The organism is Aquimarina aquimarini, from assembly GCF_900299535.1.
GTDB classification, from domain to species: domain Bacteria; phylum Bacteroidota; class Bacteroidia; order Flavobacteriales; family Flavobacteriaceae; genus Aquimarina; species Aquimarina aquimarini.
In genome coordinates this window covers 92,867-111,759 of the sequence record NZ_OMKE01000008.1, presented here as the reverse complement: position 1 = coordinate 111,759, position 18,893 = coordinate 92,867, and the positions used below count along the sequence as shown (strand labels likewise).

General features: G+C 32.0%; 15 protein-coding genes. 6 read left to right on the top strand and 9 right to left on the bottom strand.

Features of this window, described 5'->3' with window-relative positions; all coding sequences use genetic code 11:
- Positions 1–123: 123 nt before the first annotated feature.
- Complete coding sequence (locus DG508_RS03735; protein ID WP_108866850.1) at positions 124–1,176, bottom strand: exodeoxyribonuclease VII large subunit; 1,053 nt, start codon at positions 1,174–1,176, stop codon at positions 124–126.
- A gap of 163 nt (positions 1,177–1,339) precedes the next feature.
- Here DG508_RS03735 and DG508_RS03730 point away from each other — a divergent pair, with 163 nt between their 5' ends.
- The 4 genes from DG508_RS03730 to DG508_RS03715 all read left to right on the top strand — a co-directional run bounded on the left by DG508_RS03730 (position 1,340) and on the right by DG508_RS03715 (position 5,356).
- Positions 1,340–2,551, top strand: coding sequence for a DNA cytosine methyltransferase (locus DG508_RS03730; protein ID WP_108866849.1), 1,212 nt, complete (start codon positions 1,340–1,342; stop codon positions 2,549–2,551).
- Positions 2,552–2,616: 65 nt separating this feature from the next.
- Positions 2,617–3,828 carry an antirestriction protein gene (locus DG508_RS03725; RefSeq protein WP_108866848.1) on the top strand — a complete coding sequence of 404 codons (1,212 nt, stop codon included), beginning with the start codon at positions 2,617–2,619 and terminating at the stop codon, positions 3,826–3,828.
- A 21-nt stretch (positions 3,829–3,849) separates the two neighbouring features.
- Positions 3,850–4,509 carry a hypothetical protein gene (locus DG508_RS03720; protein ID WP_159090647.1) on the top strand — a complete coding sequence of 220 codons (660 nt, stop codon included), beginning with the start codon at positions 3,850–3,852 and terminating at the stop codon, positions 4,507–4,509.
- A gap of 103 nt (positions 4,510–4,612) precedes the next feature.
- On the top strand, positions 4,613–5,356 hold the full coding sequence (locus DG508_RS03715; protein WP_108866846.1) for a hypothetical protein: 744 nt from the start codon (positions 4,613–4,615) through the stop codon (positions 5,354–5,356).
- A gap of 38 nt (positions 5,357–5,394) precedes the next feature.
- Here the strand turns inward: DG508_RS03715 and DG508_RS03710 are convergent, their stop codons facing one another.
- The 3 genes from DG508_RS03710 to gyrA all read right to left on the bottom strand — a co-directional run bounded on the left by DG508_RS03710 (position 5,395) and on the right by gyrA (position 10,939).
- Positions 5,395–6,612: a site-specific integrase gene (locus tag DG508_RS03710; protein ID WP_108866845.1), complete on the bottom strand. Its 1,218-nt coding sequence runs from the start codon at positions 6,610–6,612 to the stop codon at positions 5,395–5,397.
- A 484-nt stretch (positions 6,613–7,096) separates the two neighbouring features.
- On the bottom strand, positions 7,097–8,368 hold the full coding sequence (locus DG508_RS03705; protein WP_108866844.1) for a tetratricopeptide repeat protein: 1,272 nt from the start codon (positions 8,366–8,368) through the stop codon (positions 7,097–7,099).
- Positions 8,369–8,395: 27 nt separating this feature from the next.
- Positions 8,396–10,939 carry a DNA gyrase subunit A gene (gyrA, locus tag DG508_RS03700; protein ID WP_108866843.1) on the bottom strand — a complete coding sequence of 848 codons (2,544 nt, stop codon included), beginning with the start codon at positions 10,937–10,939 and terminating at the stop codon, positions 8,396–8,398.
- A 377-nt stretch (positions 10,940–11,316) separates the two neighbouring features.
- Here gyrA and DG508_RS03695 point away from each other — a divergent pair, with 377 nt between their 5' ends.
- Both DG508_RS03695 and DG508_RS03690 read left to right on the top strand, forming a co-directional pair.
- Positions 11,317–13,878, top strand: coding sequence for an ATP-dependent Clp protease ATP-binding subunit (locus DG508_RS03695; RefSeq protein WP_108866842.1), 2,562 nt, complete (start codon positions 11,317–11,319; stop codon positions 13,876–13,878).
- Between the two features lie 200 nt (positions 13,879–14,078).
- Positions 14,079–14,339 (top strand): hypothetical protein, encoded by a 261-nt coding sequence (locus DG508_RS03690; protein ID WP_108866841.1) that lies wholly within the window; start codon positions 14,079–14,081, stop codon positions 14,337–14,339.
- A gap of 235 nt (positions 14,340–14,574) precedes the next feature.
- On the opposite strand, the gene murA is transcribed toward DG508_RS03690, so the two are convergent.
- From murA to DG508_RS03665, 5 genes are all read right to left on the bottom strand, one after another.
- A complete protein-coding gene (murA, locus tag DG508_RS03685) occupies positions 14,575–15,891 on the bottom strand; it encodes a UDP-N-acetylglucosamine 1-carboxyvinyltransferase (RefSeq protein WP_108866840.1) in 1,317 nt (438 codons plus the stop codon).
- Positions 15,892–15,933: 42 nt separating this feature from the next.
- Positions 15,934–16,590, bottom strand: a complete 657-nt coding sequence (locus DG508_RS03680) for a DUF4290 domain-containing protein (RefSeq protein ID WP_108866839.1) — start codon at positions 16,588–16,590, stop codon at positions 15,934–15,936.
- A 273-nt stretch (positions 16,591–16,863) separates the two neighbouring features.
- On the bottom strand, positions 16,864–17,148 hold the full coding sequence (locus DG508_RS03675; protein ID WP_416354240.1) for a DUF493 family protein: 285 nt from the start codon (positions 17,146–17,148) through the stop codon (positions 16,864–16,866).
- Between the two features lie 81 nt (positions 17,149–17,229).
- Positions 17,230–17,847, bottom strand: coding sequence for a nucleotidyltransferase family protein (locus tag DG508_RS03670; protein WP_108866837.1), 618 nt, complete (start codon positions 17,845–17,847; stop codon positions 17,230–17,232).
- Positions 17,825–18,886 carry an XdhC family protein gene (locus DG508_RS03665; RefSeq protein WP_108866836.1) on the bottom strand — a complete coding sequence of 354 codons (1,062 nt, stop codon included), beginning with the start codon at positions 18,884–18,886 and terminating at the stop codon, positions 17,825–17,827. The genes DG508_RS03670 and DG508_RS03665 overlap by 23 nt, the downstream gene beginning before the upstream one ends.
- Positions 18,887–18,893: the final 7 nt, after the last annotated feature.

Sequence of the window (18,893 nt, the reverse complement as noted above, 5' to 3'; positions counted from 1 at the left end):
GCTTATCAGGATAAAAAGCGTACTATCAAAACTGCTAGATAGACTATAGTTAAAAAATAGAATTATTAATTTGGTTTGCTAAATTCAAAAATAGATTATTCCTTACTTAACAATTTATGATTACTACTTTAAAAAAAGTAAAACAATAATTACAAATAGCATGATGCCTATTGCAATCATAAAATTTTTAGATTGAGATTTTCTTTTTATTTCTAGATATTCTAGTTCCAACCTGTATTCTTCATCTTTTTGATTTAGAAGCTTTTTATTGAACAGATTCTTTTTATCCATTTCATTTTCAAGGGAGACAATATGGCGTTTGTAATCAATATCTTTTTGAACCAATTGTTCAAGAGCGTTGCCAAAAGCAGTCGGGGTTGCATATGATTTGTCAGCTGTTTTCTCCAGCATAGTTTTATCAGCTTCATGTCCAATGGCAGTAATAAAAGGGATGCCTATTTCTAAAACCTTTTTACAAACATCTTCTTGATCAAAAAAGCCAAGACCACTCCCTCCTCCACGAACAATTGCTAGATAATCATATTCACTTTTAATATGATCAAGAGTAGAAAAAAAATAGTTTTTATTTGAAAAATTAGTTTGTAAGGAATCTATCTGATAATATTCAGGATGGTGTAAAGCTTTTAAATAATCTCCTTCAATTTTTGCAGTTTTACCCGTTAAAACAAGAATTTTTGGATTAATACTATTCCATAATTTTTGACTAATATCGTTTTCTATATCAAAAAAGCCTTGATCGTAACGATCTTTGACTAAATTATATTCATTTTCTGTAATGAATTGTTTCTCATCTTTACTTACATCAACATTGGAAACATATAAAAGTATATCTATAGAACCAGACCGAATTTCCCTGTGTAATTGTATTTTTCCAGTAAATTGATAAGGTTCTCTGTTCTTCAGGTATTTTCTAAATTTTTTATGTAAGAATAAAGTAATATGTTTTCTAGTATCTTTATCCATTACACGATCATAATAATACATATTATTGTGATATGCCTGACTACTTACTTGTTCATAAATACCACTAAAGGTAAAAGTATGCCCATTTAAACTGGATGAGATAGAATCTCTAAACAAGACCAATAATTCAGGAATATTCGTATTAATAATATCTGGTAACGTGGTTAAAAAGCCTTTTTCTTCTTTCTTCATTGTGTTAAGTTAATACAATCTCTTTCAAATTTAGGATATAATACACACGCTTACAATTAAATAAACCGTATTTATTAACAATAAAGAGGAATGAATATGATTCATATCGAAATCGTATTTATTCATAAATGTATCATTACTCATTGTAATTTAAAATAAAGAAATGGTACTATTAGATTTATTCTCTGGAACTGGTGGTTTTGCTTTAGGGTTACAACAGGCAGGGCTAAGTTTTACAAAGCATTACTTCAGTGAAATTGATAAATATGCCATAGCCAATTATCGGTATAACTTTAAAAAGTCAATATATGCAGGCGCAATCGAGAAAATCAAAAAAGGACAACTTTCAACACCAGACATTGTTACTTTCGGATCTCCATGCCAAGATTTATCAATTGCTGGAAAACAAAAAGGAATCCGAGGAAGTAAAAGCAAGCTTTTTTTTGAGGCAATTAGAGTCTTGGACATATATCGTCCCCGTCTGTTTATCTTTGAAAATGTCAAAGGGCTTTTCTCCAGTAACCAGGGTAAAGACTTTGAAATCGTACTTAAATCGATTGCCAACATTGGGGTATATGAGTGTCAATGGCAATTGCTTAATACTGCCTGGTTTCTCCCCCAAAATCGAGAGCGAATCTACCTTGTCGGATCACTTAGAGAAAAACCCAGACCCCAAATATTTCCTATCGGAGAAAGCTGTAAAGCGATTAAAGATTGCTCTAGAGAAAGGCTCTCGAAAGCCAACATTACTCCGACAATTGTAACAGGAGTTGGCGATACCAGTGTAATGACCAATCCATTTATTATGGCACTCAGAGGAGGAAGAAATGTATCTGGAAAGAAGAAAGTAAAATTCAGAAAAGATGGGAATACAAATTGTATTACTGGGATAGATCAAGATAATTTGGTATTACCAAGTTGGAAACCTTTAGGAGTTGAACGAACAGAAAAAGCAAAAATGATTCGTAAAACAAATAGAAAAAAAGGAAAAGATTATGCTCCTTTTCGAGAAAAAAAGTTTACCCCAAGAGATGATAACAGAATAGGAACAATCACAGCACACCCTCAAAATGAAAACCTATTATTGAATCTTAATAATGTAAGAAAACTAACACCTTTAGAATGTGAAAGACTTCAAGGGTTTCCTGATAATTGGACTAAACATGGAGTCATTGATGGAAAAAGAAATGAATTAAGTGATAGTAGAAGATATCAATTATTAGGCAATGCAGTAAGCGTTCCTGTAGTACAATCTGTTGGAAAACGGATTATTAATAATTTAGAAAAGAATGACAAAGGAATTCATGGTTTGAGAACATCTAAACTTATTATAAAAGCTAAAGCGCTCAGATTACAACTTACTTTGTTAAAATAACTCCTAAAGAGAATCAAACCGAACTATCCCGAAAGGATCATATGTCTATTTTATAAAATTGAGCTATGAAAAATCAGTTTATTTGTTTTGATACCTATGAATCAGGAATTACATCTGTACATATTCCAGACTTACCAGAAGTATTACAAAAAGGGCATCACTTTTTTATGGAAGCTAAAGAGTTTTATAGGGAAGATGACCATATTAAAGAAACTATTGATCTCTATCTTGAAAGGCTAAATACATATTTATCTGCCCCACCAATAGTAAACACACTGTTATCAAAAGTAGAGGCTTATTTTTTACAACGATTCTTAGCGATGCATAAAACCATTCTCTCCAGAGAAGAATTAAAGCAATTCATATATGATTTTCAAAATGCTATCCTTAAAAAAGAAATTACCAAAGAATCTATAGTCGCCCATCATTTAGGAGAAATACAAGATAAAATCATACAGGAGCATAATAAACTTCCATATGATGGGAAAATAGAAATTGTACTTAACAAAAAATGGAGATCAGCACTTCATGCTATTCTTGATCATAAACAAAAGGAAACATTACAAGGTTATAATGATGTAATCCCTGATAGTTCTGTAAGTATCCCAAAATCAAAAAGTGCTTCACTCTTTACCCCAATCAACAAAGCCCATCAAAGAACTATTGAAAATACATTTCGTTTAAATGGAACTTTAGGAGAGTTGTTAGGAGATTTAGAAAAATTTGAATTGGCAGTTACCATTGAAGGAGATCAAGGCGGGGGGAAAACAAGATTTACCTATCAACTGGCAGATGCCTTTGCTGATATAGGAAATCGTATTGCTATATTTTCTCTGGAAATTGGAAGTCGATCTGATTTGATTACTCGTATGAAAGAACAATACCTGGAACCTGTAAACCAAGATCATATTTTTATTACGGATCAATTACCTGAAGGATATACTACTATTTCAAATGTAGCCAACGATTTTGATGTAATTGTTATAGATAGTTGGAACAAAACAGGACTGCCTTCACAAGATTTTGATCGTTTACGAAAACAACATCCAGAAACTATATTCATTGTCATTTTTCAGCGTACTACACAAAAAACAATCCGTGGAGGAACGGCTCCTCTTTTTGATGCAGGAATTAATATCGAAATTGTGAAAGCAGATGATACTTTTAAAAACAACTATGCAGTAACTACCAAAAACAGATATGGAGTCACTGGAATTAGATACAATATCTCCAGTAAAGAACTTATCGAAACAACACAGTTATCTCCCCAGCTATAAACTTCCTTAAATTGATACCTTATGAGCCGTTATATCGATCCTTTGAAAATGATCTGGAAACTACTACCTATTGCCCTAATCATTGCGCTAACGACCCTATTCTTTTTCTGGAAAAAAGAACGTCAAAAAGTAAATGATTTTCAGCAAATCCAACATGCACAATTTCAGGAAATCAAAAAATGGAAGGATAAAGAAGGTAAAAGTCGTACCAGAGCAGAAATAGCAGAAATCAATGCTAAAAATGCTAAATTGGTCATGAATCAGGAATTACGACAAATGCTAAAAAAAGAAGTAGGAAACTTAAAACGTAATCTAATCAGTTATTCAGCTGTTACAGCTTCAACAAAAGGACATTTTAAAACAAAAGGAAAAGATACTGTGTATGTGATTAATAATCTGAAACCACTTCCTGCCAAAAGATTTGATATACATACCTCTAATCTTAATTTTGAAGGGGTCTATATTCCTCAACTAGATACTCTACTGGCTAACTATAAGATCACTCATAATTTTGACCTCTACTATTACTATAAAAAACCAGGCAAATCACCTTGGAACCTATTTTGTAGAAAACGAGCTGTGGCGGAGATTAAATTTCATAACCACGGATCTCAAGCGGATAGTTTGTTTACTGTGGTTCTGGAACGTAAGAAAGGGGGGCTAAAAAGGGTTTTTAGATAATATAAATCATTAATTTCATAATTAGTTCTTTAAATATGGAGGGGTTTACTAAAAAAATAAAAAAAATAATTCATTAGAAATCATTAACTTATGAGTAATATATATGCAAAATAATGTTAAAGGTGTTATTATGACAAATCATAAATTAAAGAAGCTTATATCATATGTCATCAATATCATTATTATAATGGGTATAATCTTATTATTAGCTTTAGTTTTTTATCTTGATATAACATGGCTTAATTATTTTATCTTTTTTACAATAATTATTATACTAATTTGTATAATTCGTTCTCTATTTAAATTTAAAAAAACAGCTGAAGAATATAAAAAAGGACCTATCGAATTAATAAAAAATTTCGCAGAAATAGTAGTGTTTTTTTGTGCAGGCTTATATTTTATCTATCAATTTATTGGTAATTCTGACATAACTCCTTTGAGTACAGAAGTTATCTTAGAAAGAACTCGTACTAAGGGAAATTATGATCACTTAGTTATAAAAGCTAAATTGAATAATGGTTCAATTGCATCTCTTCGTTTGAGCAGTATAACAGCATATACAACCAACCTAAAATCCCAAGACATAACTTCTATAAATTTTCATGGTTTGAAAAAAAAATCAATAGCATCAAAATGTTCAAAGTATCATTTAAAATGTAATGAAAACAATAGATATCATTTAGCAGCAAACGAATCTACAGAATTCTCTACTCATATAATTATTGATTCAAATCAAGTTTATAGAGTTGAGATTTTAATTGTTGGGGAACGAAGAAAGTTTTTACACAAAGTATGTTCTCAATTTCAAGCATCAGCCGTAACTGTTCCTATATATAAAAATAAATGACTTGATTAATTAATAAAAGATTAGGCCTTAGAATCCGATTAAAAATCTAAAACATTGTTCAAAGCTTCATCCGTTTGAGAATGGTCAAAATTACTTTGATATCCAATTGTAGTACTTAAATTAGAATGACGATATAATTTCTGTAGCATCCTTATAGGGATATCGCTTCCAGCAATATTTCCAAAACTATGTCTTGCTATGTGAGGAGTAATTTTTTTTTCAATTCCTGCTAGTTTAGCAATTGTTTTTAGCTTGCTACTAAAAGATGCTGCTGTAGCGTTAACTTTTTTAGTAACGGCTTCTATATCTGTTCTGTCTATTCCTTTTAGTTCAGGAAATACATAATCAGTTGTACAATTTTTATCTTTCTGATAAATGGCTAAAATACATTTTACCTTTTCTGGAACTACAAGAGAATCTGCTTTTTCGTTTTTTTCCATTTGATAATACAGCCTTCCATTTTGAAAATTACTCCACTTGATCCGTAAAACATCGGAGATTCGTATTCCTGCAAAATAAAAAGAAAATAAAAAGACGTTTCGCGCATGGTCAAGTACAGGCTTTTCTGAAAGGTCTAGCTGTTCAAGGCTCTTGATCTCTTCTTTGTTCAAACCTATTTTTAGAGTTTTTACTTTACTGAAGCAAATCCCACCTCTGGAAAAAGGATAGTATTGTCGACCTACATATCCTTCTCTAATTGCTCTATTAAATAATTTCCTTACCAGAGACAAATGACCATTGATTGTCGCAGTTGCAGAATTACCATTGTTTTTCAAGTATATTATAAACCTTTTCAAAAACCCTTCTGTGATTTCCTCAAAATGAACATCTCGATTGTTTGTGTATTTTTTTAAATTATTAAAACGTATTTTTTCAGATCTATGATGATTATATTTAGAAGGAATATTAATTTCTTTAAGATAGAGATCAGTTAATTCAAAAAATGTTTTGATAGTATCTCCTTTTCCTTTTAAGATATTTATGATCTGTACTGAAGAATATTTCTTGTTTTTGGCATCATAATCTCTTACTAAGTTTGAAGCTCTGGTTTTTTCATTATCACATAAATTATTTAATAATTTATAATCTCTGTTTGAACCTCTTACTCTGGTTTTTTCTGCATTCCAATCTTTCAGATGTATGTATTCAAGAAATTTATAACTTGGCTTTCGGTCTTTGATAATACGTAAAGCTAAAGGGTGTTTTCCTTCTTTATTTTTTTTACCTTTGAACAACACAATTTCAACGGAAGTCATATCTTATATAGTATTGATTATTAGTCAAATATAAGAGAACCGTTTAAAAAAACAAGTAAAACATAGGTAAAACAAATGGAGGTTTCTAAATGAAATTAAATGATCTTAAATAGAAATAAAAACCTCCTAAACCCTTTGTTTATTAGTGATTTACGTTATTTAAAGTCATTTAGTGTAATTTTATATGAAGTTTAAACCACTTCATAATACGATTCTTAATTAGAACTATTTTTTAAAATTGTTTCCTTTTATCTCATACTTTAAAATAAAACAATCTCTGAATTTACTTAAACTTATATAACTTTTAAAATATATTGAAAACGAGCTGTTTTTCAACAAAACCTTAAACTCCACATTATCTCTAACTAAAAAATAATCGATTTAGCTAGTTTGCCTATATCCAAAATACAAGCAATAAAAAAGCGGAATAGGTAATAACCTATTCCACTTTTCTTATTTATTATAAGAATACACCTTTAATTCATTAGTTGCCTCCTTCAATTGCCTTAAGCTTATCTTTCATTTCTCCAGCTTTAGGGTCATCTAATTGATAGAATATATTCATCAAAGTACGGATTGCCTCAACATTGTCAGGGCTATTCTTTAAAGCTCCTTCTAAATAAGGGACTGCATTTTTGTACAAATCCTGTCTCTTCTTAGAAAGTTCATCATATTTTCTATTATCACTTGCAGATGTTCCAAGCGCATTCATTTCATCTACAATTTTAGTTTCTCCACCAAGAATTATTGAAGCAATATTAATTTGTGCAGCAGCATAATCAGGCTTTAACTCTAAAGCTTTTTTATAATACCCTACAGCTTGTTCATTATCACCAAGACGAGAAGCACTTACTCCTAAGTTGTATAATAAATCTGGATTTTCAGGATCGTTAGCTACGATTTTCTCCATAATTTCTTTATACTTAGCTACATTTCCTAATTTATAATATACATCTGCTTCTGCTTGCATTAATGCAGAATCATTAGGGTTTTCTTTCTTAGCATCATCTATTGCAGCAATAGCCTCTTCATCTTTTCCTTGACTCATATATATCAAAGCGATATTTTTTGCTATCTCTCCTTTTTTAGAATCAGAAACACGTACATCAGGCTTGATATACTCTCCTGATTTTACAGATAAATCTCTTATTTGCTTTGACTCAAACACTTCAACTTTAGCAGTTTTCTTATTTGTAGCTATAAATTCCTTTTTCACTCCATTAAATCCAAGAGTCTTAAGTTCTTCATAATATTTTAATGCTGTATCATAATCTTTAGCATTTACAGAATTACTAGCAGCATAATACAAATATGTTGTATCAGCCTTATTAGTAGTATATCCTAAATAAAGTTTTTCAGATGCACCTTTATAATTCTTAGCATTCTGATCTTTAATTGCATTTTCAACCAAAGCTTGACGTAGCAATTGTAATTTCTGAAAAGTTTCAGCAGTATACTTAGCCGAACCAGAAGCTTTTTCTATTTCAAGAGTTTTATTATATGCTGTTGCAGCTTTTTCTATCTTTTCTAAAGAGTCCCCTGCCCCAGAAGCCAATACTTGACCTTTTAGGAAATAATATTGAGATTTCATTTTTTCATCAGCAACATTTAATAACGCCTCAGTTTGCTTAAGCGCTTTAGATGCTTCTTCAATATTACCAGACTTTAAAGCTTTGGAAGCTGCTTTTAATTCCTTTTTTTGAGAAAATCCTATAGCACTTGTTAGTAAAAGTGCTACGATAAATTTAGTCTTCATTACTTGAGTTTTTAAAATGGGATTTATTTATTGTTTCGTTTCATTATCAATATTCGTGCCATCAGAAGAATTCCCTTCATCTATTACAGAAGAATCAACATCTTCTACATCTTCATTTTGGTCAATATCATCTTCATCATGCATTACTTTTGCTACTGCAGCAATAGAATCTTTTCCTTTTAAGTTAATAAGACGCACACCTTGTGTCGCACGCCCCATAACACGTAGATCCTCTACTGCCAATCTAATCGCAATTCCTGATTTATTGATAATCATCAGATCATCTAAATCAGTTACATTCTTTATAGCAACAAGACTTCCTGTCTTATCCGTCACAGAAATTGTCTTAACTCCTTTTCCTCCTCTATTGGTTATTCTATAATCTTCTAGTTTAGAACGTTTACCATATCCATTCTCTGACACTACAAGAATATTACTATCCATTTCATTCATAGCAACCATTCCGATTACTTCATCCTTTTCATCTGCAAGACGTATTCCTCGTACTCCAGAAGCTCCACGCCCCATAGGTCTTGTTTTTTCTTCTTCAAAACGTATCGCCTTACCAGACTTGACGGCTAGCATTACATGACTCTTACCATCAGTTAATTTTGCTTCTAGGAGCTCATCATTATCTTTTATAGTAATTGCGTTTATACCATTTGTTCTTGGTCTAGAGTATTGCTCTAAGGATGTCTTTTTGACCTGACCCTTTTTTGTTGCCATTATGACATAATGAGAATTGATATACTCTTCGTTTTTAAGATCCTGAGTGCAAATAAAAGCTTTTACCTTATCATCATTATGAATATTTATCAAATTCTGAATAGCTCTACCTTTAGAAGTTTTACTTCCTTCAGGTATTTCATATACCCGCATCCAGAAACATTTTCCTTTTTGAGTAAAGAATAACATATACTGGTGGTTTGTTCCTACAAACAAATGCTCAAGAAAATCTTCGTTACGTGTCGTACTACCTTTTTGCCCTACTCCTCCTCTATTTTGTTTCTTATATTCGTTAAGAGAAGTTCTTTTTATATACCCTGCATGAGAAATCGTAATCACTACTTTTTCATCAGGAATCATATCTTCAATACTCAAATCTCCTCCTGCATATTCTATTTGAGAACGACGCTCATCACCATACTTTTCTTTAACTTCTGCTAATTCTTCTTTAATGATCTCCATTCTGCGTTCTTTCTTCGCTAAAATATCTTTAAGATCATCAATTGTTTTCATTAACTCATCATATTCTGCACGCAACTTATCTTGCTCCAGACCGGTTAATTGACGCAAACGCATCTCTACAATTGCTTTTGCTTGTAATTCAGAAAGTTCAAATCGTTTGATCAACTTTTCACGAGCTTCATCTGCATTTGCAGAAGATCGTATCAAAGCAATTACTTCATCTATATTATCAGAAGCTATAATTAATCCTTCTAAAATATGCGCTCTTTCTTCAGCCTTTCTTAATTCATATTTTGTTCTACGAACCACAACTTCATGTCTGTGTTCTACAAAATAATGAATCATTTCTTTTACATTCAATAACAGTGGTCTTCCATTAACCAGTGCAATATTATTTACACTAAAAGAAGATTGTAATGCCGTATATTTATATAAAAGATTCAGTACTATATTAGGTATTGCATCACGTTTTAATATATATACAATACGCATTCCTTTTCTATCAGACTCATCGCGAATGGTGGCAATTCCATCTATTTTCTTATCATTAACCAGATCAGCAGTCTTTTTAATCATATCTGCTTTATTGACCTGATAAGGAATTTCACTTACAATGATACACTCTCTACCATTCACTTCCTCAAAACTAGCTTTGGCACGTATAACAACTCTACCCCTACCTGTTTTAAAAGCTTCTCTTACACCATCATATCCATATATAGTACCACCTGTAGGAAAATCAGGAGCCTTGATGTGTTGTATCAACTCATCAATTTCTATATCATTATTATCTATATAAGCTATAGTACCATCAACTACTTCACTTAGGTTATGAGGCGGCATATTTGTTGCCATACCCACAGCAATACCTGACGCTCCATTAATCAATAGTCCTGGAACTCTTGTTGGTAATACCGTTGGTTCCTTTAAAGTATCATCAAAATTAAATGTATGATCTACGGTTTCTTTTTCTATATCCGCCAACATATCCTCAGATATCTTACGCATTCTTGCTTCTGTATAACGCATTGCGGCTGGACTATCACCATCTACAGAACCAAAGTTACCTTGACCATCAACCAGCATGTATCTCAAACTCCATTCCTGAGCCATACGAACCATTGTATCGTACACAGAGGTATCCCCATGTGGGTGATATTTACCAAGTACCTCACCTACAATTCTTGCAGATTTTTTATGAGCACTATTTGCTTTTACACCCAGTTCATACATACCATATAAAACACGTCTATGTACGGGCTTAAGGCCATCCCTAACATCAGGAAGTGCACGAGAAACAATTACAGACATCGAATAATCGATGTATGCAGATTTCATCTCATCTTCTATATTGATAGGTATAAGCTTTTCTCCATCAGCCATAAATAATTATTTTATTCTAAAAATTGATTAATTAAACGCGCTAATTTAAGTAAATTAAGGCGGTTTTAACAGTCAATCACCTACCTAATATACGTAATTTATTAACAATAGTAGACATACACATAGTTAATAAGTCTGCTTTATTAGGTTTTGATTATTAATTCATTTTTTGTCTATTTACCATACAGAACTTAAAAAACTGCCAAACAACACTATATCAGGTACATTGTTTTTTAAACTGTTGGATTTATTAAGGCAAAAAACAAAGTTTTATAAAAAGATATTCATTTATCCTTGATAAAAGGCTGAGTTTTTGCCGATGTAATTCTAAAAATTACTATTTTAGTTATAAAGAATTAAAGAAAGAGAATAATTTTATGGATGATAATTTTTCACCCAGAGTTAAAGATGTTATTGCGTACAGCAAAGAAGAAGCCCTAAGATTGGGTCATGATTTTATTGGTACAGAACACCTTATGCTGGGATTGCTACGTGATGGAAGTGGAAAAGCAATTAATATTCTTGATGCATTAGATATTGACTTGACTAATTTGAGAAGAAAAGTCGAAATTCTTAGCCCTGCAAATCCAGAAGTAGCTGTAGCCTCGAATGAGAAAAAAAATTTACATTTAACTAGACAAGCAGAAAGAGCTTTAAAGACAACTTTTCTAGAAGCAAAGTTATTTCATAGTTCCTCTATTAATACTGCTCATCTTTTACTATGTATTCTTAGAAATGAAAACGACCCAACTACAAAGCTTTTAAATCGTTTAAAAGTAGATTACGATAACGTTAAAGACCAATTTAAGTTTATGATTGCTAACGAAGAAGAAGAATATATCGACAACCCAAGAGCAGAATCTTTCTCTGATGACGATGATGATTTAACTGGAGACTCTTCTAAAGAAAATCCCTTTAACTCACCTTCTGGAGGAAATAAAGCTGGAAAAAAATCTAAAACTCCTGTTTTAGATAATTTTGGACGTGATCTTACTGCTATGGCAGAAGAAGGTAAACTTGATCCTGTAGTAGGAAGATCCAAAGAAATAGAGCGCGTATCTCAAATACTGAGTAGACGAAAGAAAAATAATCCATTACTTATAGGAGAACCTGGTGTAGGTAAATCTGCAATCGCAGAGGGGCTAGCATTAAGGATTGTTAAAAGAAAAGTCTCTAGAATCTTATTTGACAAGAGAGTAGTTACACTCGATTTGGCAAGTCTGGTTGCTGGAACCAAATATAGAGGACAGTTTGAAGAACGAATGAAAGCTGTAATGAATGAATTAGAAAAGAATGATGACATCATCCTTTTTATTGATGAAATTCATACCATTGTTGGTGCTGGTGGAGCAACAGGAAGCCTTGACGCATCTAACATGTTCAAACCCGCCTTGGCTAGGGGTGAAATACAATGTATAGGAGCAACAACTCTTGATGAATACAGACAATACATCGAAAAAGATGGTGCTCTAGAAAGACGTTTCCAAAAAGTTATTGTTGAACCTACCAATATAGAAGAAACAATAGAAATCCTTAATAATATTAAGGAAAAATACGAAGAGCATCACAATGTAATCTACACTCCTCAAGCTATTGAGTCCTGTGTAAAACTAACTAATAGATATATGACAGACCGCTTTCTGCCTGACAAAGCCATAGATGCTTTAGATGAAGCAGGATCCAGAGTTCATATAACTAATATTGATGTTCCTAAAAAAGTTCTTGATCTCGAAAAAAAGCTTGAAGAAGTACGAGAACTCAAAAATAGTGTTGTAAAAAAACAAAAATACGAAGAGGCTGCCAAACTCAGAGATGACGAAAAAAATCTTGAAAAAGAACTAGCGGTTGCACAAGAACAATGGGAAAAAGAATCCAAACTACACAAAGAAACCGTTGATGAAAATGATGTAGCTGATGTTGTTTCTATGATGACAGGGATTCCTGTAAATCGTATTGCTCAAACCGAAAGCAATAAACTAGCAGAATTACCAAACCTAATTATGGGTAAAGTAATTGGTCAAGACGAAGCAGTAAGCAAAGTAGTAAAAGCAATACAACGTAATCGTGCAGGTCTTAAAGATCCAAACAAACCAATTGGCTCTTTTATTTTCTTAGGTCAAACAGGAGTTGGTAAAACACAGTTAGCAAAAGTACTTGCAAGAGAACTTTTTGACAGTGAGGATACACTTATACGTATTGACATGAGTGAATACATGGAAAAATTTGCTGTTTCTAGACTTATCGGAGCTCCTCCTGGATATGTAGGTTACGAAGAAGGTGGACAACTCACAGAAAAGGTAAGAAGAAAACCATACGCTGTAATTCTACTTGACGAAATTGAAAAAGCACATCCTGATGTGTTTAATATGATGCTACAAGTACTAGATGACGGATATCTTACTGATAGTTTAGGTCGTAAAATTGATTTTAGAAATGCCATAATTATAATGACATCTAATATTGGTGCCCGTAAACTAAAAGATTTTGGACAAGGAGTTGGTTTTGGAACTACTGCCAAAAAAACCCAAGCAGAAGACTACGCCAAAGGAGTAATAGAAAATGCCCTGAAAAAAGCATTTGCTCCTGAATTTCTAAATCGTGTAGATGATGTAATTGTATTCAACGCATTAGAGCGAGAAGATATCCATAAAATTATAGATATAGAACTTGATAAATTATACGGACGAATCAAAGGATTAGGTTATGAATTATCACTTAGCGAAAAAGCTAAAGACTACATTACCGAAAAAGGATTCGATAGACAGTATGGTGCAAGACCTTTAAAAAGAGCAATTCAAAAATACATTGAAGACGCTTTAGCCGAGGAGATCATAAATTCTCAACTGCAAGAAGGAGATAGTATCTTTATGGATATGGATGACGATTCTAGTGAGCTTACAATTACTATAAAAAAAGCTGAAGAATCTACAGAATCTTAATTAAAAGAAAAAACTCTAATCAATAAAAAAAGACTGCTATTTTTTTAAAAAAAAATAGCAGTCTTTTTTTCATAAATATATTCACCACATAACAATCTAAAAAACTGTTATCCCTAAAGATCAAATGTTATTTGATGATTACCTCTTATAATTTCTACTTCTGTCACATAGAAGTATACTAAGACTACGTAATAGCCATTATGAAAGAAGGAATTACCGTCTTACCAGAACATAATGACATCTTATTATTAATAGTAGAAAAGTACAACAAAAACAAACCATTTGTATACATTACACAGCGTATTAATTCTTATACTGTAAACCCTACTGTATATTTAGAGATCTCAAAAACACCTAGTCTTGCGGAACTTGCTGTAGCATCCAATAACCCTAAACAAAAAGTACAAACAAAACTTGAAAAAGCTTTTTTAAAAAAGAATTTCGATTGTTTGAAACTATGAAATTAGCATTGAACTGGAAAAATCAAATAATTAACCAGCATAGCTACTAATCAACCATCTCATATAAAAAAAATAAACTACTTCAAGTATAAGTCCACAAAGTATTCATCTAATAATAGACCCTTACCTTTAAGTTAGAGGTAAACTCCAGAGCATTAAAATATCGCTTAGTAAGTAAAATCCCATTCAAAAAATATTTGAATGGGATCATTATTTTGGACTACTAAAAACTATTTTATGCTTCTATTCTGGTAATTTTTGCTCCAATTGCCCTCAAACGTTCATCAATATTCTCATACCCACGATCAATCTGCTCAATATTGTGAATAGTTGACGTTCCGTTCGCACTTAACGCTGCTATAAGTAAGGATATACCTGCTCTTATATCTGGAGACACCATTGTTGTCGCTTTTAATGTAGATTTAAAATCATGACCTATAATTGTAGCTCTATGCGGGTCACACAATATAATCTTTGCCCCCATATCAATCAATTTATCTACAAAAAACAAACGACTTTCAAACATTTTTTGATGCACCATCACTTCTCCTTTAGCCTGCGTAGCTACTACCAACACTATACTAAGTAGATCTGGAGTAAACCCTGGCCAAGGAGCATCGGCAATAGTCATAAAAGAACCATCGATATAACTTTCTATCTGGTAGCCATCATTATGAGCTGGTATATAAATATCATCTCCTACTCGCTCTAATGTAATCCCCAGTTTTCTAAAAGTATTTGGTATCAGCCCTAGATTTTCCCAGCTCACATTTTTTATAGTAATCTCACTCTTTGTCATTGCAGCAAGACCTATCCATGAGCCAATTTCTATCATATCAGGTAATACCCTGTGCTCGCAACCTACCAATGAAGTTACTCCTTCTATAGTTAATAAATTAGAACCAACACCTGTGATTTTTGCCCCCATAGCATTGAGCATCTTACATAACTGTTGTAAATAAGGTTCGCAAGCCGCATTATAGATCTTCGTAGTCCCTTTAGCCAACACTGCAGCCATAACAATATTTGCAGTACCAGTAACAGATGCTTCATCCAGCAACATATAGGTTCCTGTCAAACCATTAGGTGCTTCAACTCCGTAAAAACGTTCTTCTTTATTATATCTAAATGTCGCTCCAAGGTTTATAAATCCTTCAAAATGCGTATCTAGTCGTCTTCTTCCTATTTTATCTCCTCCTGGGCGAGGTATATATCCTTTTCCAAATCTTGCCAATAGCGGACCTACAATCATAATCGATCCTCTAAGTCCACTTCCTTCTTTTTTAAACCGCTCACTCTCTAAATATTCTAAATCAAGCTCATCACTTTTAAAAGAATACTTCCCTTTTTCTAATTTCTCTACTTTAACTCCAAGGTTTTTGAGAATATCAATTAATTTATTAACATCCCGAATATCAGGAATATTAGAAATTACCACCTCTTCTGGTGTTAATAATACAGCGCAAAGAATTTGCAAGGCTTCATTTTTTGCTCCTTGTGGTGTAATTTCACCTTTGAGCTGATGGCCTCCTTCTATTTGAAAAGTCCCCATGTAATCGTTAATAGTTTATTAGTGGTTAGTTTTAATTGAGGTTTAGTAGCGTTTTTTACCTCTGTTATTTCGGTAATTCTTTTTACCACTATTATTGTTATTATTGTTATTGTGCTTTTTCTTCTTCCCTCTCATCAAATTGGTAGAATCTGTAAGATCTTCATTACTTCCTTTCATATTAATCCTACCATCACTCAACTCAAAAAGATGATTAAAGATCACACTATCTTCTACTGTATCTTTGTTCCAGTTTAGATAACATTTCTTCATATGATTAGCAATAGTTAGTGTAAGGGCAGATTTTAATTCTCCGTCCTCCCAACTATTAGCTACATCAATCATTCTTTTGATATTATTTCCATAAAAACGATATTTAGGAAAGTTCTGAGGGTAATCAAGAGGCTCTGGTCTTTCTTGTAGTTTTTCTTTAGTCAATACAGGAAATGGAGTATCCACATCAAGTTTAAAATCACTCATAATAAATAACTGATCCCACAACTTATGCTGAAACTCGGGCACATCACGTAAATGAGGTTGTAAATTACCCATTACCGCAATAATAGATTTGGCAACCTTATTACGCTCTTCTCTATCTTCTATAGCAACAGTGTGGTTAATCATCTTTTGTAAATGACGACCATATTCTGGAATGATAAGCTTTTCACGCTCTGTATTATACTCTAAGTTATTAATTTCCATAAAATGTATGTAAAAATTGTGTAGATATAATCTTAAAAATCAATTTGTAAAGTGTTTTCAGAATGAGTTTTTTGAAGACTTTATTATAAGTATATAGTTAAACTTCTATAGATTCAGTTTGCAATTGATTACTTTTTTTAGACTATTCTATAAATATGTTTCGCAAAATACTAAAATAAAATAAGTCAGCATGATCATTGTCTTATTTTATTTATCAAACAGCAAAATAATCTAGTTAGTAAACTTATAGTATTCATCAGAAAACTAAGTATATTATAATGAAATAACTCCTTCTACTTTGATAGCAACTTCTTTATATTTATTAATTACTTCATCTGGATTCTTCATTCTTACATTAATAGATACACTAGTGTATTTACCATTCTTTGATTGTTTTTTATTTATTACAGCTCCTAAATTATCAAAAATATTTTCAATTTGTGTAATTTTAGCATCATCTGTTGGAACAATAAACTTATACAAATATGCTGTTGGCCAAAGTGATGTATCTGCCAACTGTACTCTTAGTTTTTTATAAAATTCTTCCGAATCTTTCATAATATCTATCTAATCAAAAGTTGGGCAAAGATACAGGTTATTTATAAAATCAAACTTAACCGATATGGTCCTTTTATTTTTTTAAGAAGAATAGTTATTCTTTATTAAATTCTCATAGTCTGTAACTGTATCTATATCAACCCCTTCATTTTTTGCACAGATACTTTTCACTTGATCTTTATATTGTTTAATCAAATATCTGGCACCAAAATTTTCTTTCAATTTAGATAACTCATCAAAATAGATAGATGAAATTACTGATGGAACTCCTTTTTTCTCACCTAAATCTGTTGCTATAATTGAATGATCACCTTTATAAAACGATTCAAGTAATTTTTTATAATGACATGTCTGCAATAAAGGCTGATCGATTAATGAAATTAAAACAGCATCATACGGTATAGCTTTCTTTTGCAAAGTATTTATTCCACATTGTATCGTAGTTCCCATTCCTTTTTGCCAGTCTTTATTTTTGAGTATGGTTATAGGGTAATTTTTGATACTTTCATAAATAGTGTCATAATATGCTCCCAGAATCACATAAGTGGTTATACCATCCAATTCTATTGCCTGTTTTATTGCATGCCCAATCAATGTTGTACCTCTCCAAGCTAATAATTGTTTAGGTTTTCCCATTCTACTAGAACAACCTGCCGCAAGAATAAGTTGTGCTACTTTAGGTTTTGGTAGAAATGACATTTATTGTTTTCTTATTATAATGATCATGAATTGCACCCGATTTTTCTTGAAGCGATATTGGTTCTTGATTTCTAATTACTGATAATATTTCTGCAATAATAGAAATTGCTATTTCTTGTGGTGTTTCTGCTCCCAAATTTAATCCCGCTGGCCCATGTATTGTATCTAAAAATGAATCCGTAACCTCTGGAAAATACTCAATAAGAGCAGATAATAGTTTTTCTCTACGTTGGGAAGGGCCTAAAAGTCCAATATATGCAGGACACGTTTCTGTTAATGCTTGCAAATACAACAAGTCTTTAGCAAAATTATGAGACATGAGAACAATCGCTGTTTGAGTATCAATAAAACTAATATCTAAGTCTTCTGGTAAACTTTCTATAACTCTTTGAGCTCCTGGAAATTTATCCAGCTGTATTGGTGATTTTGGTGAGCTAACAATATCAACCTCCCATCCTGTAGCTGAGGCTAACTGACACAATTGTATCGCATCATGTTCAGTTCCTATGATCAATAACTTAAAACAGGGCACTATTTTTCTTACAAAACAGCTCAAATCTGTATTTACATTTGGTGATGTTCTATAAGAATAAGAAAACACTTTCGTTTCTGTAAATTTCACTATCGATCCCAAATCAGAGTGATCATATACGTTTTTAGAATAACAAGATTCTATTTCAAATGATGTTCTTGACACCAAATACTGTTGTATACTAACAATCTGATCTTGACTCATATCAAAAGGTTCAATTAGGATATATAATATTCCTTCGCATCCTAATCTATATTTACCATCATAGGTCATCATTTTTGAAATTCCAGTCATAAAAACTGATTGTGCTTGTCTCCACACTTCTTTTTCTACACAACCACCACTAACAGCTCCTGTCATTTTTCCATTCTGCAAGATTAACATACCTACTCCTGGTCTTCTATATGAGGAACCTTCTATATCTACAACTGTAGCCATAACAGCTGTTATACCTTGTTGTTTAGCTATTTGATATGATTCTAATATTTCTTTGAATTCGTGTGTCATAAAATAT

Bases quoted from the DNA above. Each gene is read 5' to 3' on its own strand.
- DG508_RS03735 (WP_108866850.1), bottom strand. From the start codon at position 1,176: ATGAAGAAAGAAGAAAAAGGCTTTTTAACCACGTTACCAGATATTATT.
- DG508_RS03730 (WP_108866849.1), top strand. From the start codon at position 1,340: ATGGTACTATTAGATTTATTCTCTGGAACTGGTGGTTTTGCTTTAGGG.
- DG508_RS03725 (WP_108866848.1), top strand. From the start codon at position 2,617: ATGAAAAATCAGTTTATTTGTTTTGATACCTATGAATCAGGAATTACA.
- DG508_RS03720 (WP_159090647.1), top strand. From the start codon at position 3,850: ATGAGCCGTTATATCGATCCTTTGAAAATGATCTGGAAACTACTACCT.
- DG508_RS03715 (WP_108866846.1), top strand. From the start codon at position 4,613: ATGCAAAATAATGTTAAAGGTGTTATTATGACAAATCATAAATTAAAG.
- DG508_RS03710 (WP_108866845.1), bottom strand. From the start codon at position 6,612: ATGACTTCCGTTGAAATTGTGTTGTTCAAAGGTAAAAAAAATAAAGAA.
- DG508_RS03705 (WP_108866844.1), bottom strand. From the start codon at position 8,368: ATGAAGACTAAATTTATCGTAGCACTTTTACTAACAAGTGCTATAGGA.
- gyrA (WP_108866843.1), bottom strand. From the start codon at position 10,939: ATGGCTGATGGAGAAAAGCTTATACCTATCAATATAGAAGATGAGATG.
- DG508_RS03695 (WP_108866842.1), top strand. From the start codon at position 11,317: ATGGATGATAATTTTTCACCCAGAGTTAAAGATGTTATTGCGTACAGC.
- DG508_RS03690 (WP_108866841.1), top strand. From the start codon at position 14,079: ATGAAAGAAGGAATTACCGTCTTACCAGAACATAATGACATCTTATTA.
- murA (WP_108866840.1), bottom strand. From the start codon at position 15,891: ATGGGGACTTTTCAAATAGAAGGAGGCCATCAGCTCAAAGGTGAAATT.
- DG508_RS03680 (WP_108866839.1), bottom strand. From the start codon at position 16,590: ATGGAAATTAATAACTTAGAGTATAATACAGAGCGTGAAAAGCTTATC.
- DG508_RS03675 (WP_416354240.1), bottom strand. From the start codon at position 17,148: ATGAAAGATTCGGAAGAATTTTATAAAAAACTAAGAGTACAGTTGGCA.
- DG508_RS03670 (WP_108866837.1), bottom strand. From the start codon at position 17,847: ATGTCATTTCTACCAAAACCTAAAGTAGCACAACTTATTCTTGCGGCA.
- DG508_RS03665 (WP_108866836.1), bottom strand. From the start codon at position 18,886: ATGACACACGAATTCAAAGAAATATTAGAATCATATCAAATAGCTAAA.